The organism is Amycolatopsis sp. NPDC026612 (genome assembly GCF_040638285.1).
In the GTDB taxonomy this organism is placed as follows: Bacteria; Actinomycetota; Actinomycetes; order Mycobacteriales; family Pseudonocardiaceae; genus Amycolatopsis.
This window is the reverse complement of record NZ_JBEZYB010000114.1, coordinates 1-21,060: the sequence shown is the minus strand read 5'-3', so window position 1 is coordinate 21,060 and position 21,060 is coordinate 1. Positions and strand designations below refer to the sequence as shown.

Here is a 21,060-nt window from a genome sequence, read left to right as displayed (position 1 = left end):
ATTAATGCTCTCAAAGGAACCTCAAACGAGGTTCAATACATAAGCTCTACTGGCTTAGTTCACTAGCACACTGTTGAGTTCTCAAGCAACACACTCTGAATCCACCCGCGTTATCGGCGGCCAAATCCTCGGCAGTTGTTCCAAGCGATATTCACAAGCTTTTGGTCGAGCATGCCTAATCCTACGGGCTTATTCGTAGGGAGTCGGCGGCCGCTCGTGGGCCGACGCTGAACATTACCCGGTCCGATCCGCGGTGTCAACCCGCTCGTCCCGGCCTGGTCTCCGGGGCTTGCGGCCCCGGTGTGACCCGGTGTTCCTGGCGACGAAGAGAAGATTACATGCCCCGGAACGACCCCGGAACAGGGGGGTCACTTAACGCCATTGCCGCAGGTCAGGCTGCTTACGGAGGGCTACGACGGCAGGGTCGGCAGATACCGCGGCGGGACCCGTGCCGGCGCGACCCGCTCGAAGTCCGCCGCCAGGGCGAGCATCCGGGCGTCGGACCACCGCGGCCCCATGAACGAGAGCCCGACCGGGAGCGGGCCGGCGAACCCGGCCGGCACGGTCACGTCGGGGTAGCCGGCCACCGCGGCCGGCGTCGAGGACGGGATCACGTCGTCGTCGCCCACCGCGCAGTCGGTCTTCCACGCCGGCGGGTTGGTCGGCGACGCGATCGCGTCCAGGTGGTACCCGGCCAGCGTCTCGTCGAGCGACCGGCGCGCGAGGTCCGAAAGCTCCGCGCGGCCGGCGCGGTAGGCCGGGTCGGTCGGCGGCGGCGCGGCCAGTGCCTGCTCGAACAGCTCCTGCCCGGCGAAACAGGTCCGTTCCAGCGGGTCGGCCCGGTTGTAGGCGATCAGCTCGGCCAGGTTCCGCGGGCCGTGAGGGCGGGTTGCCAGGTAGGCGTCGATGTCGCGGTGGAACTCCGTGAGCAGCGCCGGGAACTCCAGTTCACCCAGCCGCGCCTGGTACGGCAGCGTCACTTCGACGACCGTCGCCCCGGCCTTGACCAGCGAGTTTCGTGCGGAAGTCATGACCGCATCCGTTGCCGGGCCGAGCACCGGCAGCCGCCACAGGCCGATCCGCGCGCCGCGCAGGACACCCGGGCGGAGCAGCTTCGCGTAGTCCTTCGGCTGGGTGCGCGGGTAGGTGAGCGTGGCCGGGTCCGACGGGTCGCGCCCTTGCAGCACCGACAGGGTCAGCGCGACGTCGACGACGTTGCGGGCGATCGGTCCCGCGGTGTCCTGCTCGGCGGAGATCGGCACCACGCCGGTGCGGCTGACCAGGCCGAGGCTGGGTTTGTGCCCGACCGTGGCCGTCATCCCGGCGGGGCACACGATCGAGCCGTCGGTCTCCGACCCGATCGCCACCTGGGCCAGCGACGCGGCCACGCCGGCCGCGGATCCGGCGGACGACCCGCACGGGTTGCGGTCCAGCACGTACGGGTTGTTCGTCTGGCCGCCGACGCCCGACCAGCCGGACGTCGGCTTCGCGGCGCGGAAGTTCGCCCATTCGGAAAGGTTCGCCTTGCCGAGGATCACCGCGCCGGCGTTCCGCAGCCGGGTGATCAGCGTGGCGTCCTTCGCCGGGTGGCTGCGCAACGCCCGCGAACCGGCTGTCGTCCACTGGCCGCGGGTGTCGACGTTGTCCTTGACCAGCACCGGGATGCCGTCGAGCGGTCCGCGCAGGCGGTGCGCGCGACGCCGGGCGTCGCTGTCCGAAGCCTGGCCGAGAGCCGCCGGGTCGAGCGCCAGGACGGCGTTCACTTTTCCGTCGATCCGGTGAATCCGGTCGAGGTACAGCCTGGTCAGCCCGACCGCGGTGAGCCGGCCGGACGCCATCCGCGCCTGCAGCGCCGGGATGTTCGCGGAGTCGAGGTCGAAGTGGCCGGAGGCCGAAGCGGCGGGCGCCGCGGTGACGAGCACGAGTGCGGCGGCCAGGTTCGCGAGGAACACCGGCCGCCGCCCCATCAGAGCACCGGGAGGAGCGTCCGGAGTTCGTACGGGGTGACCGCGCTGCGGTAGTTGTCCCACTCCACGCGCTTGTTCCGGAGGAAGAAGTCGTAGACGTGTTCGCCGAGCGCTTCCGGGAGGAGTTCGGACTTCTCCATCTCGGCCAGCGCCTCCCCCAGGTTCTGCGGTAGCTGCGAGTACCCGGCGGCGCGCCGCTCGGAGTCGCTGAGCTGCCAGATGTTGTCCTCGGCGGGTGGCGGCAGCTCGTAGCCCTTTTCGATCCCCTTGAGCCCGGCGGCCAGGATGACCGAGTACGCCAGGTACGGGTTGCACGCCGAGTCCAGCGTACGGATTTCCACCCGTCGGGATGACGCCTTTCCGGGTGAATACATCGGGACCCGGACGAGGGCGGAGCGGTTCGCCCGGCCCCACGAGACCGTCGTCGGCGCTTCACTCCCGCTGATCAGGCGCTTGTAGGAGTTCACCCACTGGTTGGTGACCGCCGAGATCTCCTTCGCGTGGTGGAGTACGCCGGCGACGAAGGCCTTGCCGGTCCCCGACAGCTCGTGCGGGTCTTCGGCGTCGTAGAAGGCGTTGCGGTCGCCTTCGAACAGGCTGACGTGCGTGTGCATCCCCGAGCCGGGCTGGTCGGTGAACGGCTTCGGCATGAACGTGGCTCGCACGCCCTGCGTCAGCGCGACCTCCTTGACGACGTAGCGGAACGTCATCACGTTGTCGGCCATGGTCAGCGCGTCGGCGTAGCGGAGGTCGATCTCCTGCTGGCCGGGGGCACCCTCGTGGTGGCTGAACTCGACCGAGATGCCCATCGCCTCGAGGGTCTCGATGGCGTGCCGCCGGAAGTGCGTCGCGGTGGCGTGGCTGGCCTGGTCGAAGTAGCCGCCGTTGTCCGCAGGCTCCGGCTCGCTGCCGTCGTCCGGCATGGTCGAGAGCAGGAAGAACTCGATTTCGGGGTGGACGTAGCACGTGAAGCCCGCCTCCGCGGCCTTCGACAGCTGGCGGCGCAGCACGTGCCGGGGGTCGGCCCACGACGGCGAGCCGTCCGGCATCGCGATGTCGCAGAACATGCGGGCCGAGTACGGGCCGCCGTCCGGGGTTTCCCAGGGAAGGACCTGGAACGTGGCCGGGTCCGGCTTGGCGACCATGTCCGATTCGTAGACGCGGGCGAAGCCCTCGATGGCCGAGCCGTCGAAGCCGATCCCGTCGTTGAAGGCGCCTTCGAGCTCGGCCGGCGCCACCGCGACGGACTTGAGGAACCCCAGCACATCGGTGAACCAGAGACGGACGAAACGGATGTCGCGCTCCTCGAGCGTGCGAAGCACGAATTCCTGCTGGCGATCCATGGCCGCACCCTAACCACAGCGTGTTAACGGCATGTTTCACGACGCGCCGAGCGCGGCTAAGTCACGTCGCGAGGACGGCGACGGGCTTCTTCGCGCGGGTGATGGCCAGCGATGCGACGGACGCGATCACGGCGAGGACCGCCGCGGAGTACCAGGCCAGGCTGTAGTTCCCGAGCTGGTCGCGGACCAGGCCCGCGGCCGACGCGGCGAACGCGGCCCCGAGCTGGTGGCAGGCGAACACCCAGCCGAACACGATCGGGCCGGCTTCGCCGAACGCGCGGACACAGAGCGCGACGGTCGGCGGGACCGTGGCCACCCAGTCGAGGCCGTAGAACAGGATGAACGCCCACATGCTCGGCTGCACGGTGCCGCCGAAAAGCTGCGGTAGCAGCGCCAGCGAGAGCCCGCGCAGCGCGTAGTAGACGCCGAGCAGGATCCGCGGGTCGACGCGGTCGGTCAGCCAGCCGGAGAAGATCGTCCCGACGACGTCGAAGACGCCGACCAGGGCCAGCAGGCTCGCCGCCGTCGTCTGCGGCATGCCGTGGTCGTGCGCGGCCGGGACGAAGTGGGTGCCGACCAGTCCGTTGGTCGTCGCGCCGCAGATCGCGAAGCCGGCCGCCAGCAGCCAGAACGTCCGCGTCCGGGCGGCCTGGCCCAGCACGGAGAGGGCGCGCCGGACCGAGCCGGTCTTCGGTGCCGGGCGCGCGACCTCGGCGTCGGCGGGCGCGCCGTAGGCCGTCGTGCCGACGTCGGCGGGGTGGTCGCGGATCAGCAGCAGGACCACCGGGACGACGGCGAGCGCGGCGATGGCGATCACCAGCGACGCCGTGCGCCAGCCGGAGCCCACCGCGAGGTTCGCGATGAGCGGCAGGAAGATCAGCTGGCCGGTGGCCCCCGCCGCGGTCAGGACGCCGGTGACGACGCCCCGGCTGCGGACGAACCACCGGGCGGCGACCATCGCGGCGAAGCCCATGGCCATCGAGCCGGTGCCGAGGCCGACCAGCACCCCCCAGCAAAGGACGAGCTGCCAGCTCGCGGTCATGAACACCGTGCCGCCCGCGCCGAGGGCGATGACCGTCAATGCCGTCGCCGAGACGCGCCGGATGCCGAAGCGCTCCATCAACGCGGCCGCGAAGGGCGCGAAGAGGCCGAAGAGCACGAGGTTCACCGAGACGGCCGAGCTGATGGTGGCGCGGGACCAGCCGAACTCTTCGTGCAGCGGGTCGATGAGGACGCCGGGGGCGGCGCGGAAGCCGGCGGAAGCGAGCAGCGCGACGAAGGCGGCGCCGGCGATCAGCCATGCGCGGTGCAGCTTCGGGGCGGGACGGGTCTCAACGGTCACCCAGGCAGTTTCCCCGCGTGCGTGTGCCGTCGAAAGTGGCCGGAAGGACATCATCCGTAAGGATCAGGCCACCGGATGCCGCTCAGTAGGCTCTGGGGATGTCCCGCTTCGCCCTGCTGCTCGTGCTCCTGCTGACGGCCGGCTGCACCGGATCGCCCGACACACGCGGGCCGTTCCCGGCGGGCGCCGAGCTGGTCCGCGACGCGGCGACGTCGTTCGCGGCGGTGCGGGGCGTGCACTTCGCGGCGGGCGTCAACGGCGTCCTGCCGGGCTTCCCGCTCCGCCAGATCGAAGGCGACGCGACTCTCGACGACGGCGAGTCCGCGTCCGGCACGGCCGACGTCCAGGACGACAACGCCGGCGGCGGGCACGTGAAGTTCAACTTCATCGTCAACGGCCAGCACTTTTCGACCGACCTCGGGGCCGGTCCGCTGCCCGACGCGTACACGGTCAGCAGGTTCCTCGGCGCGCACGGCGGGCTGAAGCGGCTGCTCGACGGGCTGACCGACGCCGAGACCGAAGGCCGCGAGAACGTCGACGGCTCGCCCGCTCTGCGGGTCGGCGGCCGGGTGCCGGCCGCCGTCGCACGCAGCGTGCTCGCCCAGGTCGACGCCGACCTCAACGTCAAGATCTGGGTCTCCGACAGCCTGCCCCGGCGGTTCGTGCGGCTGTGGGTGCAGATCCCGCCGCCGGACAACCACCTCAGCCCGGTGATGATCGAGCTGTCGCTGACCAAGCAGGCGTAACTACTGCCCGGAGCACCTCGTGCCCTCCGGCGGCAGCGTGCCGTCGACGAGGTAGTCCGTGCCCGCCTGGTCGACGCACTTGACGCCCTGCAGGAACACCGTGTGCTGGGTGCCCTCGAAGGTGAGCAGGGCGCCCTTCAGACCCTTCGCGAGGTTGACGCCGGCCTGGTACGGCGTCGCCGGGTCGTTGGTCGTCGAGATGACCAGCGTCTTCGCCAGGCCTTCGACGTTCGGCACGTGCGGCTCCGAGGTGTTCGGCACCGGCCAGAACGCGCACGCGTCCCGGGCTGCGCTCGCCGGACGGCCGTCGTCGAGGAACGGCGCCACCTTCACGTACTGCTCCTGCGCCTTGAGGATGACGTTCGGATCGGTGACGCGCGGGTCGTCGACGCAGCGGATCGCCGTGAACGCGTCCTGCGTGGTGCCGTAGCGGCCGTCGGAGTCACGCTCGTTGTAGACGTCGGCCAGCTTCTCCAGCGTCGCGCCGCGCTGCTGCTTCAGCTCGTTGAGGCCCGTGTTCAGGGCGTCCCAGAGGCTTTCCTGGTAGAGCGCCTGGATGACGCCGGTGGTGGCGTCCTCGTACGAGAGCTTGCGGCCGTCGCCGACCGGCACCGGGAAGTCGATCAGCGGCCGGACCAGGCCCTGGAACGCCGCGACCGCGCTGCCGGGGTCCGCGCCGAGCGCGCAGTCCTGCTGGGCCGTGCACCACTTCGCGAACTGCGTGAACGCCGTCCCGAAGCCCTGGCCCTGGGCGACCAGCGACTCGACCGCGTCCTGCTCGGGGTCGACCGCGCCGTCGAGGACCATCGCGCGGACGTTCTTCGGGAACGCCTCGGCGTAGGCCGACCCGATCCGGGTGCCGTAGGAGTAGCCCAAATAGGTGAGCTTTTCGTCGCCGAGGACCGAGCGCAGGACGTCCAGGTCCTTCACGACGTCGCGGGTGCCGACGTTGGCCAGCATCCCGGTGCCGTCCTCGGTGCGCTGGGCGCACTTGGCGGCGAAGTCCTTCTCCTGCGACTCCTGCTTGAGCACCCCCGACGGCGAACCGTCGGTTTCGCTGTCGTCCGCGCGGTCGGCGTCGCGCTCCTGGTCGGTCAGGCAGTGGATGGCCGGCTGGCTCGCGCCGATCCCCCGCGGGTCGAAGCCGACCAGGTCGAAGCGCTTGGCCGGTCCGGCGCTGGTCGCCGGCTTGACCAGCCCGGCGGCCGCGACCATGCCCGACGCACCCGGCCCACCCGGGTTGACCACGAGCGACCCGATCCGCGAGCCGGAATCCGTCGCCCGGTGCCGGAGCAGGCCCAGCGTGATCGTGTCGCCGGCCGGCTTGGCGTAGTCCAGCGGCACGGTCAGGCGCGCGCACTGGACGTCTTTCGCCTGGAACGCCGACCTCGCGTCTTCCGACGTCGCGTAAGGTGCGCAGTCGGCCCAGGACAGGCTCTGGCCGTAGAACCGCTCCAGCCCGGCGGGCACCGGCCCGGACGGCGGGTGCGACTCGGTCGTCGGAGCGGGCGGCTCGGTCTTGCCGGTCGACGTGCAGGCGGTCAGCGAGGCCGCGAAGAGCACGGATGTCGCAATTGCGGTGATCCGGCGGGCACGGGACCTGGCGCTGGGGTGAGGGAACACGGTTGGATCGTCCCATCCGGCCGCGGAACTCGAACGCACCACCGTCGCGTTGGGTGGTGGAGGCCGGTCGAGCGAGAGAGAACGGGAGACCAGGGGTGGCAGCACTGATCAGCCGGATGGGCAAGAAGCTCCGCCGGATCATCCAGCGGCCGGGCAGCGTCGAGCTGACCCGCTACGAAGGACTGCTGCCCGCGGTCGAGGGGCTCGAACCCGAGCTCGAGAAGCTCTCCGACGAGGAGCTGACCGAGCGGGCGGGCAAGCTCCGCGAGACGCTGAAGGACACCGCGTTCGGCGACGCCCAGCTGGTCGAGGTGTGCGCGCTGGGCCGCGAGGCCGCGCGGCGGGCCCTCGGCGAGCGCGCGTTCGACGTCCAGGTGCTGGGCACCATGGGCCTGCTCACCAAGCACGTCGTGCAGATGGAGACCGGTGAGGGCAAGACCCTCGCGGGTGCGCTGGCCGCGGCGGGGTACGCCCTGCGCGGAAAGCGCGTGCACGTCGTCACCGTCAACGACTACCTGGCCCGACGCGACGCGGAGTGGATGGGCCCGGTGTACGCGCTGCTCGGCGTGTCGGTCGGCTGGGTCGAGCCGTCGCACTCGCGGGAAGAGCGCAAGGTCGTCTACGCCAAGGACGTCACCTACGGTGCCGTGGCCGAGATCGGCTTCGACGTGCTGCGCGACCGGCTGGTCACGCACCTGGACGACCTCGTGCAGCCGGCCCCAGAGGTCGCGATCGTCGACGAGGCGGACTCGGTGCTCGTCGACGAGGCCCGCGTCCCGCTGGTGATGGCCGGCTCGATCGACCACACCGACGCCGACGAAGAGGTCGCGAAGGTCGTCCGGCGGCTGCGGCTGGGCCTGCACTACGAGACCGACAGCGAGGGCCGCAACGCCTGGCTGACCGACGCCGGCGCGTCCGTCGTCGCGAAGTCGCTCGGCCTGGAGGTCGACGACCTCTACGGCGAGACGGCCTCGGACCGGCTCCCCGCGGTGAACGTCGCCCTGCACGCGCACGCGCTGCTCACCCGCGACGTCGACTACCTGGTCCGCGACGGCAAGGTGCAGCTCATCAACGCCGCCCGCGGCCGCGTCGCCGAGCTGCAGCGCTGGCCGGACGGCCTCCAGGCCGCCGTCGAGGCGAAGGAGCAGGTCACCGCGACCGACCGCGGCGAAATCCTCGACTCCATCACCGTCCAGGCGCTGCTCGCGCGGTACCCGGAGGTGGCGGGCATGACCGGTACCGCCGTGGCCGTCGCCGAGCAGCTGCGGGAGTTCTACGAGCTCGAGGTCGCGGTCATCCCGCCGAACACGCCGAACATCCGCGAGGACCTCGAAGACCGGGTCTTCGCGTCGCCGTCGCAGAAGCTGCGGGCGATCGAGGAGGAAATCCGCACGGTGCACGAAACCGGGCGGCCGATCCTCGTCGGCACCCAGGACGTCGCCGAGTCCGAAGAGCTGGCCGAGAAGCTCGCGAAGGTCGACCTCGAGTGCGTCGTGCTCAACGCGCGCAACGACGCCGAAGAAGCCGCGATCATCGCCGAGGCCGGCAAGAAGGGCGCGGTCACCGTGTCCACCCAGATGGCCGGCCGCGGTACCGACATCCGGCTGGGCGGCACCGACGGCGCGAACCGCGACGAGGTCGTCGAACTGGGCGGCCTGCACGTCATCGGCACCGCGCGGTACCCGTCGAGCCGGCTCGACGGCCAGCTGCGCGGCCGCTCCGGCCGCCAGGGCGACCCGGGCAGCGCGATCTTCTTCGCCAGCCTCAACGACGAACTCGTGCTGTCGAACGCGCCCGACGTGCCGGACGGCATCGCCGCCGACGAGGAGACCGGCGAGATCACCGACCCGGCGGCACTGCGGCAGCTCAACCACGCCCAGCGCGTCGCCGAGGGCGTCGACCTGGAGATCCACCGCAACACCTGGCGCTACACGCGGCTGATCGAACGGCAGCGGCGTGACCTGCTGGTGCACCGCGACAAGGTGCTTCGCACCGGGTACGCGGCGGAGCAGCTGGAGAAGGCGCACCCGGAGAAGTTCGGCGAGCTGAAGGAGAAGCTGGGCGACGGCGAGGAAAGCCAGGAAAAGCTGGAGCAGATGTGCCGCGAGGTGCTGCTGTTCCACATCGACCAGCTGTGGTCGGACCACCTGGCGTACCTGACCGACGTCCGCGAGAGCATCCACCTGCGCGCGCTGGCGCGGGAGACGCCGCTGGACGAGTTCCACCGCGCGGCGATCCCGGAGTTCCACAAGATCATCGCCGAGGCGAACTCCCGGGCGGCGAAGACCCTCGAAGAGGCCGAGCTGACCGACGAGGGCATCGACCTCGGCGACGCGGGCGTCCGGCGCGCGAACACGACGTGGACGTACCTCGTGCACGACAACCCGTTCGATTCGGACTTCGAGCAGACCATCAAGAAGGTCCGGAGCATGATCAAGCGGAAGTAGCGCTCGCGCGTTCGCAGGAGCCCCCGTCCGGTTCGCCGGGCGGGGGTTTCTCGTTTGCCCCGTGCCCACCCGCAAGGACGACGGCACCTGCGTCCGGCTCGACGCGTTCGCGAAGTTCTTCGAAGAGGCCCGCGCACGGCGACGTCCCCCGCGCCGTGGCCTCGGCCTGAGCGTGGCATTTCGCCCACATTCGCTCGGCCTCCCGGGTGGCGGTGGGACAGAATGACGGCATGCCGCAACTGCGCATCGCGCTCGCCCAGGTCAACCCCACCGTCGGCGACCTCGACGGCAACGCCGACCTGCACGTCGAGTGGACCCGCCGGGCCGCCGAAGCCGGCGCCCACGTCGTCGTCTTCCCCGAGATGTCCCTGACCGGCTACCCCGTCGAGGACCTCTCCCTGCGCAAGACCTTCGCCGCCGCCTCGCGGCAGGGCGTCGAGGGGCTGGCGCGCCGGCTCGACGAAGCCGGCTACGGCGAGGTGCTCACCTACATCGGCTACCTCGACCTCGACGACGTCGGCCCGCGTGACGCGGCGGCGGCCCTCTACCGCGGCGAGGTCGTCGCGCGGCAGTTCAAGCACCACCTGCCCAACTACGGCGTCTTCGACGAGCACCGCTGGTTCAAGCCGGGCACCACGCTCGACGTCGTCCGGTTCCACGGGCTCGACATCGGCATGGTGATCTGCGAGGACATCTGGCAGGACGGCGGGCCGATCTCGGCGCTGGGGCGCGCCGGCGTCGACCTCGTCGTGGCGCCGAACGCGTCGCCCTACGAGCGGTCCAAGGACGAGCAGCGGCTGCCGCTCATCGCCCGGCGCGCCGCCGAAGCCGGGGCGCCCTTGGTCTACACCAACCAGGTCGGCGGGCAGGACGACCTCGTCTTCGACGGCGACTCGCTCGTCGTCACCGCCGACGGCACGGTGATCGCACGCGCTCCGCAGTTCGTCGAGCACCTGCTCGTGCTGGACATGGACCTCGTCGCGGGCGGGCACGCCGGCGACGGCGAGCTCGAAGGCCTGCACGTCCGGCGCCGCGTGCTCGGCGAGGAGCCGCTGCCGGCGTACCCGGCCACGGCCGAGCCGGTCATCAGCGAGCCGCTGTCGGACGAGGCCGAGGTCTGGTCGGCGCTCGTCGTCGGGCTGCGGGACTACGTGCACAAGAACGGTTTCTCGTCGGTGATCTTCGGGTTCTCCGGCGGGATCGACTCGGCGGTCTGCGCGGCGCTGGCCGCGGACGCGCTCGGCGGCGACAACGTCCACGGCGTCTCGATGCCTTCGAAGTACTCGTCGGGCCACTCGAAGGACGACGCCGCCGACCTGGCGCGGCGGATCGGCGCGCACTACCGGGTCGAGCCGGTCGAGGACATGGTCCGCGTGTACGTCGACCAGCTTTCCTTGACGGGCCTGGCCGAGGAGAACATCCAGGCGCGGACGCGGGGCATGCTCCTCATGGCACTGTCCAACCTGGACGGTCACCTGGTGCTGGCGACGGGCAACAAGACCGAGCTCGCCGTCGGCTACTCCACGATCTACGGCGACGCGGTGGGCGCGTTCGCGCCGATCAAGGACGTCTTCAAGACCCACGTGTGGCAGCTGGCGAGCTGGCGCAACGCCGAGGCGGCGAAACGGGGCGAGACACCGCCGATCCCGGAGAACTCGATCTCGAAGCCGCCGTCGGCCGAACTGCGGCCGGGTCAGGTGGACACCGACTCACTGCCGGACTACGCGCTGCTCGACGACATCCTCGACGACTACGTGGAGGGCGACCGCGGGTACGCCGACCTGGTTTCCGCCGGATTCGACCCGGAGACCATCGACCGCGTGGTGCGGATGGTCGACAAGGCCGAGTACAAGCGGCGCCAGTACCCGCCGGGCACGAAGATCACGTTCAAGGCCTTCGGCCGCGACCGGCGGCTGCCCATGACCAACCTCTGGCGCGAGGGCAAGGCCTAGCTCAGGGCGACCTGACGGCCTTCCGGCGTCCGGAGGGCCGCCGTCAGCCCGGCCCGGTCGGCCCGGCGGACCAGCAGTTCCAGGCCGAGCGCGTCCGTCACCGCGAGCACCGAATCCGGGTCGGGGTGGGTGCCGGTGACCATCAGCAGGGGCAGGGACGGCAGGCCGCGCGTCGTCGGGTGCGGGGTGGTGCCCCAGTCGATGAGGAACGGGTGCAGGGTGCCCGGGACGCTCGGCGGGGTCAGGCGCCAGCGCAGCAGCTCGCCGTCCCCGGTTTCGCGGGACATCTCGATCGCGTCGCCCGGGTCGAAGCCGTGGACGCGGGCCGCCGCGATCGTCGCGTCGAGGTCGGTGCTGCGGACCGCCCAGGCGACCAGCGCGGGCTCGGTGAGCTCGTCGATGCCGAACGGCCGGGGCACGTCGGGGTCCGGCTGCGCCGGATCGGGGCCGATCACCTCCAGGTACATCCCCGCGCCGAGGTCGGCGAGGTGGTTGGCCGTGCCGACGCCGACGTGGCGGCCGCCGGGCGCGGGCGAGACCCCGGTGAGTGCGGTGACGCGGGCGACGGCCTCGGCGAGGTCCGGGCCGGCGTAGACGAGGTGATCGAGCACGAGCGCCATCATCCCGCGCCGGCCGTGCTCGCCGCATCGACCACCCGTGGCCGCTCTCCGGTCGTAGGCTGGCGGCATGACGACGGGGTTCACGGTGTTCGACACGGCGATCGGGGTGTGCGGGCTCGCCTGGCGCGACGACGTCGTCATCGGGACGTCGCTGCCCGAGGGCAGCGCGGCGCGGACCCGCGCCCGGCTGGCCCGGCGGTTCCCGGACGCCGCCGAGGGGACGCCGCCGTCGCCGGTGCAGGCCGCGGTGGACGGGATCGTGGCGTTGCTCGGCGGTGCGCGCCAGGATCTGGCCGCGGTGGTGCTGGACTTCGCGGGGGTGCCGGAGTTCCACCGCCGCGCGTACGAGATCGCGCGCGCCATCCCGCCGGGCAAGACACTGACCTACGGCGACATCGCGCACCGGCTCGGGCAGCCGGGTTCGGCGCAGGCCGTCGGGCAGGCCATGGGGCACAACCCGTTCCCGATCATCGTGCCGTGTCACCGGGTCCTGGCGGCGGGCGGCAAGGACGGCGGGTTCTCGGCGCGGGGCGGCGTGGGGACGAAACGCCGGATGCTCGTGATCGAGGGCGCGCTGGCGGACGAGCCGACGCTGTTCTGAGCCCCGGCGCGGGATCGGACGGGCAGCACGCGTACCTGGCTGGACGACACGCGGGCGGGGTCAGGTCGGCTGGGACTCCGGGGTCCACGGCTTGATCCAGGGGCTCTCCGGCCAGCCCTCGGCTGCCGCCATGAGGGGCATGGCCGTGCCGCCGTCGATGTGCTCGCGGAGGATGTCCGCGTGGCCCGCGTGGCGGGCCGTCTCCTGGATCAGGTGCAGCAGGACCCAGCGGACCGACCAGGCTTCGACGTCCTTCGGGAACCACGGCACGCCCTTCGGCACCGGGACCGCCTGACCGAGGTCGGCGATGCCCGCGACGACCTCGGCCGTGCGGGCCGCCACCTCGTCGTACCGGGCCAGCGCGTCCTGCACCGTCTCGTCTGGGCTCAGCCGGTGCGCCGACGCATACTCCGCCACGCTCTCCTCGAACGGCTTCTGCGGCACCTGCAGCACCGTGTCGAGCCAGCTGTTCTCGACGGTCGCCACGTGCTTGATCAGCCCGCCCACCGTCAGCGTGCTCTTCGTCGACGTCAGCCTCGCCTGTTCGTCCGTCAACCCGTAGGCCGCCAGCTTCAGCACGTACCGCTGCTGCGCCAGGAAGCTGAGCAACCCGTCACGCTCGTCGGACACCGGCCGCACGTTTCCCGCCATGTCGATCCTTCCGCTCAGTGACACCTGCGGTGATCGTCCCACCCGGCACCGACATTTCCGGCGGGCCGCGGCCGCTAGGACTGCGGCCGGACGAACGGGAACAGGACCGTCTGGCGGATCGAAGCGCCGGTGAGCATCATGAGCAGCCGGTCGACGCCCAGGCCGAGCCCGCCGGTCGGCGGCATCCCGTGTTCCAGGGCGAGCAGGAAGTCCTCGTCCAGCTCCATCGCCTCGACGTCACCACTGGCCGCGCGCAGCGACTGCCCTTCCAGCCGCCGCCGCTGCTCGATCGGGTCGGTCAGCTCGGTGTAGGCGGTGCCGACCTCGGAGCCGAACGCGATGAGGTCCCAGCGCTCGGCCAGCCGCGGGTCTTCGCGGTGCTGGCGGGTCAGCGGCGAGACGTCGGTCGGGTAGTCGGTGTAGAAGGTCGGCAGCACGGTCGCGCCCTCGACGAGGTGCTCGAACGCCTTGAGCACGAGGTCGCCGTGGCTCGGGTCCTCCCCCACCGGGACCCCCGTGGCCAGGCACAGGCGGCGCAGCTCGGCCACCGGCGTCCCCGAGTCGATCTCCTCGCCGAACACCGCCGAAACGGCTTCGTGCACCGGGACCACCGGCCAGTCGCCGGAGATGTCGTGGTCGACGAGCTTGCCGTCGGCGCCGGGCCGCCGGACGACCTGGGCGCCGTACGCCGCCTCGGCCGCGTGCTGGACCAGTTCGCGGGTCAGCGTCCTCATCGTGTCGTAGTCCGCGTACGCCTGGTACGCCTCGAGCATCGTGAACTCGGGGTTGTGCGTCGCGTCGACGCCTTCGTTGCGGAAGTTGCGATTGAGCTCGAAGACGCGCTCGACGCCGGCGACGCACAGCCGCTTCAGGTACAGCTCGGGCGCGATCCGCAGGTACATCCGCATGTCGTAGGCGTTGATGTGGGTCACGAACGGCCGCGCGTTGGCGCCGCCGTGCACCGTCTGCAGCATCGGCGTCTCGACCTCGAGGTAGTCGGCGTGGTGCAGCCGGTCGCGCACCGCGCGGACCACCGTGGACCGCAGCCGCAGCATGTTCGTCGAGTCCGGGTTGACGGCCAGGTCGAGGTAGCGCTGCCGGACCCGCGTCTCCGGGTCGGTGAGGCCCTTGCGCTTGTCGGGCAGCGGGTGCAGGCACTTCGCGGTGACCGTCCACTCGTCGACGAGGACCGAGAGCTCGCCCCGCTTCGACGTCACGACCTGGCCGCTGACCCCGACGTGGTCGCCGAGGTCGACGCCGGTCCGCCAGCGGGTGAGGTCCAGCTCGCCGGCCTCGAGCATGAGCTGGATCTCGCCGCTGAAGTCCTTGACGCGGGCGAAGCACAGGCCGCCGAGGATGCGCAGGTTCAGCACGCGCCCGGCGATCCGGACCCGGTGCCCGGTGGTGGCGTCCGGGGCCAGGTCGCCGAACTTCCGGACGACGTCCCCGATGTGGTCTTCGCGGCGGAACCCGACCGGGTACGGGTCGATGCCGGCTTCGCGGAGCTTGTCGAGCTTGGCGATGCGGACGCGGACCTGTTCGGGGCGCCGCACGGCCTTCGGTGCCGGCGTCGCCGCCGACTCTTCGATCTCCTTGACGCGCGCGACGAAGTCGTCGGTGACCGTCTCCAGCCGCAGGGACCGCGCCGGGCCGGTCGGGACGAACCCTTCGAGCGCGCCGGCGACGATGCCGACGCGCGGCAGCCGGCGGGCCGAGGAGTAGCAGAGGAACCGCGGCTCCCAGTCCGGCCCGTACTTGGCGTTGGACCGGTACAGCGATTCCAGCTGGAAGAACCGCGAGAACACGCTCAGGATCCCGCGCCAGGCCCGCAGCACCGGGCCCGCGCCGATCCGCTCGCCCTCGGAGAACACCGCGCGGAACATCGCGAAGTTGAGCGAGATCCGCTGCGCGCCGAGGTACTGCGCGGCCGCGACCGTCTCGGCGATCATGTACTCGTTGAGGCCGTTCTCGGCGTCGCGGTCGCGGCGCATGAGGTCCAGCGACAGCCCCCGCCGTCCCCACGGGACGAACGACAGCAGCCCGCGCAGCTCACCGTGGCCGTCGTAGGCCTCGACCATCACGCTGCGGCCGTCGCTGGCGTCGCCGAGCCGGCCCAGCGCCATCGAGAACCCGCGTTCGGTCTCGGCGCCGCGCCAGGCCTGCGCCCGCGCGAGCAGGTCCGTCATCTCGCTATCGGGGATCTCGCCGTGGCGGCGGACCCGCGAGGTGTAGCCGGCGCGCTGGATGCGCTTGACGGCCTGGCGCACCGAGCGCCGCTCCGGCCCGGCCAGGCTGAACTCGCGGACGTCGAGGACCGCTTCGTCGCCGATTTCCAGCGCCCGCAGGCCCGCGCCGGTGTACGCCTTCGCCCCGCGTTCGCTCGCCCCGAGCACGCCCGGGGTCCAGCCGTACCGGCGCGTCTCGTCGAGCCACGCGCGGACCGCGTCCGGCCACGCCTCGGGGTCGCCGACCGGGTCGGCGCTGGCGACGCTGGTGCCGCCGAGGACGCGGTAGGTCACCGCCGCGCGGCCGTTCGGCGCGAAGACGACGCTCTTGTCGCGGCGCGTGGCGAAGTAGCCGAGGGAGTCCTCTTCGCCGTGTTCGGCGAGCAGTTTGCGCAGGCGCAGCTCTTCGTCGTCGGTGCGCAGGCCGCGGCTGCGCACGCCGCGGAAGAGCAGGTACAGCGCCGCGGTGACGACCGCGGTCGCGCTGAGGTCGATGAACACGTCGAGCCAGCCCGGCCCCTCGCCGACGCCGATCCGGCGCAGCTGCAGGTTCTCGCCGGTGGCGTGGTTCACGACCCACACGAACCGCTCCCAGGAGTCGCCGAGGTGGCCGGGGAACGTCTCCGCCAGCCCCCAGCCGACCAGGATGACCACGGTGAAGCCGCCGAACAGCATGGTCAGGCCGTCGCGCCAGGCGCTCGGTGCGAGCAGGGCCGGGAAGGCCGGGCGCAGCGTGAGCAGGAGCGCGATCAACCCGACCGACAGCACGTCGGCGACGGTGAGCGACCACAGCTGGACCGGGATGTGGCGCACCTGCTTCGACCCGAGCGACAGCAGTTCGGGCGACCACAGCAGCGTCGCCTGCAGGGCCAGGGTGAGCAGCAGCCCGCCGACCTGGAACAGCACCAGCGTGTACAGGGCCGCCTTCTTGCGGCGGCGCAGGGCGGCGCCGAGCACGACCAGCAGCAGCACCATGACCAGGCTCGCGCTGGTCGGCACGCTGAGGGCGGAGAACCCCATGTCGATGCCGTTGAGGAGGCGCCCGTGCGGGCCGTTGGTGAACAGCAGGATCACCGAGAACACGGCGGCCAGCTGCACCACGGTCGCGACGATGCCGCCCGCCTTCGCCTTCCAGGCGGGAATGCGCGGACGCGAGCTCGCGAGGTTTCCCATCGTTGGTTTCGTCGCCTTTCGCGGCCGATCGGAGGTCATGCCCTCTTCTTGACGTAAGTGAACCCGGGTTGGTTGTCCTCCGACATCAACCTGAAGGCTGACGGCCGGTCGTCTTCGAGGGTGTGAAGCTTGTCGCACGAGGTTGGGGCCGGTCCGGGGGCGTGTCACGCTTTGGGACGCCCCTGCTCCACGACCCGGGGACCTCGCCGAGGCCTCGAGGGAAGGACGGTCGACGACGATGTCTGCTGCCAGCGCGAACGGGCCCGAAGAAACGGCCCCCTACGGCACCGGAGCCGCTCCCAAGCCGGCTTCGGGCCGGAAGGTCCGCGTCCACCACCTGCGTGAGCTCAAGGAACGCGGGGAACCGTGGCCGATGCTCACCGCGTACGACATGTACACCGCCGCGCTGTTCGACGAGGCCGGGATCCCGGTGCTGCTCGTCGGCGACTCCGCGGCCAACAACGTCTTCGGCTACGACACGTCGCTGCCGGTGACGGTCGAGGAGCTGCTGCCGCTCGTGCGGGCGGTCACCCGGTCGGTCAAGCGGGCCCTGGTGGTCGCGGACCTGCCGTTCGGCTCCTACCAGCTCTCGCCGCAGCAGGCGCTGGAGACGTCGGTGCGGTTCATGAAGGAGGGCCGCGCGCACGCCGTCAAACTCGAGGGCGGCCGCCGGTTCGCCGCGCACGTCGAAGCGCTGACGTCGGCCGGCGTGCCGGTGATGGGGCACATCGGCTTCACCCCGCAGAGTGAACACAACCTCGGCGGCTACCGGGTGCAGGGGCGCGGCGAAGCAGCGGACGTGCTGCTCGCCGACGCGCTGGCGCTGCAGGAGGCCGGGGCGTTCGCGGTCGTGATGGAGATGGTGCCCGCCGAAGCCGCGAAGCGCGTCACAGCGGAGCTGAAGATCCCGACGGTCGGCATCGGCGCCGGCCCGGACTGCGACGCGCAGGTGCTCGTCTGGCAGGACATGGCCGGGCTGCGGCGCGGCAAGGCCCCGCGGTTCGTCAAGCGCTACGCCGACGTCGCGACGGTGCTGCAGGACGCGGCGACGGCGTTCGCGGAGGACGTCCGCCGCGGTGAGTTCCCGGCGCCCGAGCACGCGTTCCACGACTAACCCCGGCCCTTGAACCGGTCGGACAGGGCCGGGTCGCTCTCCCACCACAGTCCCGACGTCGCTGCGGCGCCCGAGGCGGCTTCTTCGTCCAGCTGGACGTCGATCTGCTTCGCGCGCCGCTCGTCGTCGCGGGCCCAGCGGACGAACAGCGCCACCACGAACGGCAGGCCCGCGACGTCACCGCCGATCCACAGCACGCCCGCGCCGACGATCTGGTCCGTGCGCGGATCCGGCCCCCGGCCGGGGTGCGCGGCCGCGTAGTGCGCCGGCGCGAGCAGCGGGCCGAGCCACAGCACCAGGCCGAGCGCGCCGTCGAAGATCACCTCGGCGAACGCGATCCACACCGACACCAGGTGCGGGTCGTCCCGCGGCGTCGGGTCGAGGCCGAGCCGGGTCCAGAAGTACGTGAAGCCCGCCAGCACGAGCACCAGCCGGACCAGGCCGGCGGCCACCGGCGAGCGCAGCGTGACGTCGTAGAGCGGCGTCAGGTACAGCACCAGCACCGGCGCGATCAGCACGACGGTGACCACCGGCGGGAACGTCAGCGCCCGGGCGAGCGGGCCGCGGCCGTGCCGACGCAGCCACGGGGCCTCGACGGTGTCGAGGAGCAACCGGATCGGCGCGCCCAGGGCCAGCAGCAGCGGCGTGATCATCAGTAGCGTGACCGTCTGGACCGCGCGGACCCAGAAGAACATCGTGTCGTAGACCGCCAGCGGTGAGCAGGTGACCAGCACGATCGTCGCCAGCCCGGCGAGGAACGCCGTCGTGCGGCCCGGGGGCCAGGCGCGGCGGCAGGCCGCGCGGACGTAGAGCGTGCCCGCGAGGAGCACGCCGAGGACCGCCGGAGCGTCGAACGTCAGCGACACGTCAGACCGCGAAGAAGATCAGGCTGCCGATTCCGGCGACCACGCAGTAAATGGCGAACGGGGTCAGAGTACGCGTTTCGAAGTATCCGGTGAGGAATCGGACAGAAATGTACGAAGCGACCCCGGCGATGAGGCTGCCGACGAGCGCGGGGCCGAGCGAGGCCTGGTTTTCCGGGGCGAACAGCGTCGGCATCTTGAGCACGCCCGCGGCGAGGATCACCGGTGTGGCGAGCAGGAACGCGAACCGTGCGGCGTCCTCGTGCCCCAGCCCGCGGCGCAGGCCGGCGACCATCGTGATGCCCGAGCGGCTGATACCCGGCAGCAGCGCGAGGATCTGCGCGGCGCCGATCAGCACTGCCTCGCCGACCCGCAGCTTCGCCAGCCGGACGTCGGTCGCCTCCTCGACCGAGACCGCCCGCATCACCAGCGTGTCTTCGGTCGAAAAGTCCACAGTGTCCGCTTCGTCCGCGGGCTTGCGCCGGGAGAACTTTTCGGCGGCGTAGAGGACACCGCCGTTGAGCGTCAGGAAGATCGCCGCCGGCACCGGCTTGCCGAGGTGGTCGCGCAGCAGGCCCTCGAAGAGCAGCCCGGCGAGCCCGACCGGGATGGTGGCGAGCACCAGCAGCCACGCGAGCCGCTGGTCGGCGGTGCGGACCTCGCGGTGGCGGATCGACGTCCACAGCCCGCCGATGATCCGTACCCAGTCCTTGCGGAAGAACAGGACCAGCGCGAGCGCGGTGGCGACGTGCATCGCCACCAGCACCGCGAGGTACGGCGAGTCCTTCCCGATGCTCAGGTCCCGCTGCCACTGGCCGCCGAGCCAGGCGGGCAGCAGGATGCTGTGGCCGAGACTGGACACCGGAAACAATTCCGACACCCCTTGCAAGGCGCCGACGACAATCGCCTCGACATAGGTCACCGCGGACATTCCGTACCCCTTTTTGAAAAATCGCGTCGAAAGTCCCGACACCGGAAAGTACCCGCCCTTTGGTCAACGCCGGGCAAGGGGGACGAGGGCGCTCAGCGTTCTCACAGCCAGCGTTCACATCCATGAACATCAATCATGTTCTTGACTGTTGTTCGACTCGTGGCTTAGCGTTTGGCCCGTCGCCGCCACGACGAAGCTTCGAACCCTCGACGAGGAGGACCGGAAATGCGTGAGCGGACCGCGGACCGTCGTGACCACCCCGACGGCATCGGCCGGGGCACCCGGATCTGGCAGGCACCCCCCGTCACCCGCAGGGAATTCGCGGGGAAATTCGCGGACGCGGCCACCGGCCGCTGACGCGTCACGGACGGGAGCCCGCTCAGCCCGGCGGCGGGGGCGGGCTCCCACCTTTCTTGGCCGTCGTCCCGGAACCCGGCGGCGGGGTATCGGGGCGACGGCCAAGGCCCTCCGGCAAAGTGTCGGCATGGACGAGCTCTACCCGCCGATCGCCGCCCGCGCCGAAGGGTTCCTCGAAGTCGGCGACGGGCACCGGATCCGGTGGCAGGAAGCGGGCCACCCCGCCGGGAAGCCGGTCGTGGTCCTGCACGGCGGCCCCGGCAGCGGGATCGCGCCGATGGCACGACGGCACTTCGACCCCGGGACCTACCGGATCGTCCTGTTCGACCAGCGCGGGTCCGGGCAGTCGGCACCGGGCGCGGACGACCTCACGGCCAACACCCTGTGGCACCTCGTCGCCGACATGGAGCTGCTGCGCGAGCGGCTCGGCATCGAGCGGTGGCAGCTCTTCGGCGGATCCTGGGGCGCGACGCTGGCACTGGCCTACGCGCAGACGCACCCGTCCCGGGTCGGCGAAATCATCCTGCGCGGCGTGTTCACCGTGCGGCAGAGCGAGCTGGACTGGATCTACCGCGGCGGCGCGGCCCACCTGTTCCCCCGCGAGTGGGAAGCCTTCCTCGCGCCCCTTCCGCCCGGCCTTCGCGACGATCCCCTGGCCGGGTACGCGGTGCTGCTGGACGACCTGGCCGAGGAGATCCGCCACCGCGCGGCGGTCGCGTGGAGCACCTGGGAAGGCGCGACGGTTTCGGTCGTGCCGCAGGAGGCGTTCGTCCGCCAGTACGCCGACCCGGCGTTCGCGCTGACGTTCGCCCGGCTCGCCGTCCACTACTTCACCCACGGCGCCTGGCTCGACGACGGGCAGCTGATCCGCGACGCGGGCAAGCTCGCGGAAATCCCGGGCGTGATCGTGCAGGGCCGCTACGACACGGTGTGCCCACCGATCACGGCGTACGAGCTGCACCGGGCGTGGCCCGGTTCGGAGCTGAAGCTGCTCGAAGGCGCCGGGCACGCCGTGACCGACCCGGGCGTGCTGGCCGCGTTGCGCGCGGCGACGGACTCGTTCCGCCACTGAGGGCGGCACTTTCACGTGAAAGTGCCGCCCGCA

At 71.3% G+C, this 21,060-nt stretch carries 16 protein-coding genes; 7 read left to right on the top strand and 9 right to left on the bottom strand.

What is annotated here, in order from left to right:
• Positions 1-410: 410 nt before the first annotated feature.
• The 3 genes from AB0F15_RS42025 to AB0F15_RS42015 form a co-directional block, all read right to left on the bottom strand.
• Positions 411-1,967 (bottom strand): amidase, encoded by a 1,557-nt coding sequence (locus AB0F15_RS42025; RefSeq protein WP_360282971.1) that lies wholly within the window; start codon positions 1,965-1,967, stop codon positions 411-413.
• A complete protein-coding gene (gene glnA / locus AB0F15_RS42020; protein ID WP_360183765.1) occupies positions 1,967-3,310 on the bottom strand; it encodes a type I glutamate--ammonia ligase in 1,344 nt (447 codons plus the stop codon). Before glnA ends, AB0F15_RS42025 begins: the two co-directional genes overlap by 1 nt.
• A gap of 61 nt (positions 3,311-3,371) precedes the next feature.
• Positions 3,372-4,652 carry an MFS transporter gene (locus tag AB0F15_RS42015; RefSeq protein ID WP_360282969.1) on the bottom strand — a complete coding sequence of 427 codons (1,281 nt, stop codon included), beginning with the start codon at positions 4,650-4,652 and terminating at the stop codon, positions 3,372-3,374.
• A 98-nt stretch (positions 4,653-4,750) separates the two neighbouring features.
• On the opposite strand from AB0F15_RS42015, the gene AB0F15_RS42010 reads away from it, so the two are divergent.
• Positions 4,751-5,398, top strand: a complete 648-nt coding sequence (locus tag AB0F15_RS42010; RefSeq protein WP_360282967.1) for an LppX_LprAFG lipoprotein — start codon at positions 4,751-4,753, stop codon at positions 5,396-5,398.
• Here AB0F15_RS42010 and AB0F15_RS42005 read toward each other — a convergent pair whose 3' ends face one another.
• Positions 5,399-6,961 (bottom strand): alpha/beta hydrolase, encoded by a 1,563-nt coding sequence (locus AB0F15_RS42005; RefSeq protein ID WP_360282965.1) that lies wholly within the window; start codon positions 6,959-6,961, stop codon positions 5,399-5,401.
• A gap of 155 nt (positions 6,962-7,116) precedes the next feature.
• Between AB0F15_RS42005 and secA2 the strand changes: the two genes are divergently transcribed.
• Together secA2 and AB0F15_RS41995 are read left to right on the top strand one after the other, a co-directional pair.
• On the top strand, positions 7,117-9,468 hold the full coding sequence (gene secA2 / locus AB0F15_RS42000) for an accessory Sec system translocase SecA2 (protein ID WP_360282963.1): 2,352 nt from the start codon (positions 7,117-7,119) through the stop codon (positions 9,466-9,468).
• Between the two features lie 230 nt (positions 9,469-9,698).
• Positions 9,699-11,420, top strand: a complete 1,722-nt coding sequence (locus tag AB0F15_RS41995) for an NAD+ synthase (protein WP_360282961.1) — start codon at positions 9,699-9,701, stop codon at positions 11,418-11,420.
• Here the strand turns inward: AB0F15_RS41995 and AB0F15_RS41990 are convergent.
• On the bottom strand, positions 11,417-12,040 hold the full coding sequence (locus AB0F15_RS41990; RefSeq protein ID WP_360282973.1) for a VOC family protein: 624 nt from the start codon (positions 12,038-12,040) through the stop codon (positions 11,417-11,419). The genes AB0F15_RS41995 and AB0F15_RS41990 overlap by 4 nt on opposite strands.
• A 67-nt stretch (positions 12,041-12,107) precedes the next feature.
• Between AB0F15_RS41990 and AB0F15_RS41985 the strand changes: the two genes are divergently transcribed.
• Positions 12,108-12,641 carry an MGMT family protein gene (locus AB0F15_RS41985; protein ID WP_360282959.1) on the top strand — a complete coding sequence of 178 codons (534 nt, stop codon included), beginning with the start codon at positions 12,108-12,110 and terminating at the stop codon, positions 12,639-12,641.
• 60 nt (positions 12,642-12,701) lie between these two features.
• On the opposite strand, the gene AB0F15_RS41980 is transcribed toward AB0F15_RS41985, so the two are convergent.
• Positions 12,702-13,292 (bottom strand): DinB family protein, encoded by a 591-nt coding sequence (locus AB0F15_RS41980; RefSeq protein ID WP_360282957.1) that lies wholly within the window; start codon positions 13,290-13,292, stop codon positions 12,702-12,704.
• 74 nt (positions 13,293-13,366) lie between these two features.
• Positions 13,367-16,690, bottom strand: a complete 3,324-nt coding sequence (gene lysX / locus AB0F15_RS41975) for a bifunctional lysylphosphatidylglycerol synthetase/lysine--tRNA ligase LysX (RefSeq protein WP_360282955.1) — start codon at positions 16,688-16,690, stop codon at positions 13,367-13,369.
• 238 nt (positions 16,691-16,928) lie between these two features.
• On the opposite strand from lysX, the gene panB reads away from it, so the two are divergent.
• Positions 16,929-17,804 carry a 3-methyl-2-oxobutanoate hydroxymethyltransferase gene (gene panB, locus AB0F15_RS41970; RefSeq protein WP_360282953.1) on the top strand — a complete coding sequence of 292 codons (876 nt, stop codon included), beginning with the start codon at positions 16,929-16,931 and terminating at the stop codon, positions 17,802-17,804.
• Here panB and AB0F15_RS41965 read toward each other — a convergent pair.
• Both AB0F15_RS41965 and AB0F15_RS41960 read right to left on the bottom strand, forming a co-directional pair.
• Positions 17,801-18,670: a cytochrome c oxidase assembly protein gene (locus AB0F15_RS41965; protein ID WP_360282951.1), complete on the bottom strand. Its 870-nt coding sequence runs from the start codon at positions 18,668-18,670 to the stop codon at positions 17,801-17,803. The genes panB and AB0F15_RS41965 overlap by 4 nt on opposite strands.
• 1 nt (position 18,671) lies before the next feature.
• Positions 18,672-19,598 carry an undecaprenyl-diphosphate phosphatase gene (locus AB0F15_RS41960; RefSeq protein ID WP_360282949.1) on the bottom strand — a complete coding sequence of 309 codons (927 nt, stop codon included), beginning with the start codon at positions 19,596-19,598 and terminating at the stop codon, positions 18,672-18,674.
• Between the two features lie 225 nt (positions 19,599-19,823).
• On the opposite strand from AB0F15_RS41960, the gene AB0F15_RS41955 reads away from it, so the two are divergent.
• Together AB0F15_RS41955 and pip are read left to right on the top strand one after the other, a co-directional pair.
• Positions 19,824-19,955, top strand: coding sequence for a hypothetical protein (locus AB0F15_RS41955; protein ID WP_360282947.1), 132 nt, complete (start codon positions 19,824-19,826; stop codon positions 19,953-19,955).
• A 127-nt stretch (positions 19,956-20,082) separates the two neighbouring features.
• Entirely contained in the window at positions 20,083-21,027 is a 945-nt protein-coding gene (gene pip / locus AB0F15_RS41950; RefSeq protein WP_360282945.1) for a prolyl aminopeptidase, read from the top strand.
• Positions 21,028-21,060 lie beyond the last annotated feature (33 nt).

Bases quoted from the DNA above. Each gene is read 5' to 3' on its own strand.
- AB0F15_RS41995 (WP_360282961.1), top strand. From the start codon at position 9,699: ATGCCGCAACTGCGCATCGCGCTCGCCCAGGTCAACCCCACCGTCGGC.
- AB0F15_RS41980 (WP_360282957.1), bottom strand. From the start codon at position 13,292: ATGGCGGGAAACGTGCGGCCGGTGTCCGACGAGCGTGACGGGTTGCTC.
- AB0F15_RS41955 (WP_360282947.1), top strand. From the start codon at position 19,824: ATGCGTGAGCGGACCGCGGACCGTCGTGACCACCCCGACGGCATCGGC.
- pip (WP_360282945.1), top strand. From the start codon at position 20,083: ATGGACGAGCTCTACCCGCCGATCGCCGCCCGCGCCGAAGGGTTCCTC.
- AB0F15_RS42025 (WP_360282971.1), bottom strand. From the start codon at position 1,967: ATGGGGCGGCGGCCGGTGTTCCTCGCGAACCTGGCCGCCGCACTCGTG.
- AB0F15_RS41985 (WP_360282959.1), top strand. From the start codon at position 12,108: ATGACGACGGGGTTCACGGTGTTCGACACGGCGATCGGGGTGTGCGGG.
- lysX (WP_360282955.1), bottom strand. From the start codon at position 16,690: ATGGGAAACCTCGCGAGCTCGCGTCCGCGCATTCCCGCCTGGAAGGCG.
- AB0F15_RS42010 (WP_360282967.1), top strand. From the start codon at position 4,751: ATGTCCCGCTTCGCCCTGCTGCTCGTGCTCCTGCTGACGGCCGGCTGC.
- glnA (WP_360183765.1), bottom strand. From the start codon at position 3,310: ATGGATCGCCAGCAGGAATTCGTGCTTCGCACGCTCGAGGAGCGCGAC.
- panB (WP_360282953.1), top strand. From the start codon at position 16,929: ATGTCTGCTGCCAGCGCGAACGGGCCCGAAGAAACGGCCCCCTACGGC.
- AB0F15_RS41960 (WP_360282949.1), bottom strand. From the start codon at position 19,598: ATGTCCGCGGTGACCTATGTCGAGGCGATTGTCGTCGGCGCCTTGCAA.
- AB0F15_RS41990 (WP_360282973.1), bottom strand. From the start codon at position 12,040: ATGGCGCTCGTGCTCGATCACCTCGTCTACGCCGGCCCGGACCTCGCC.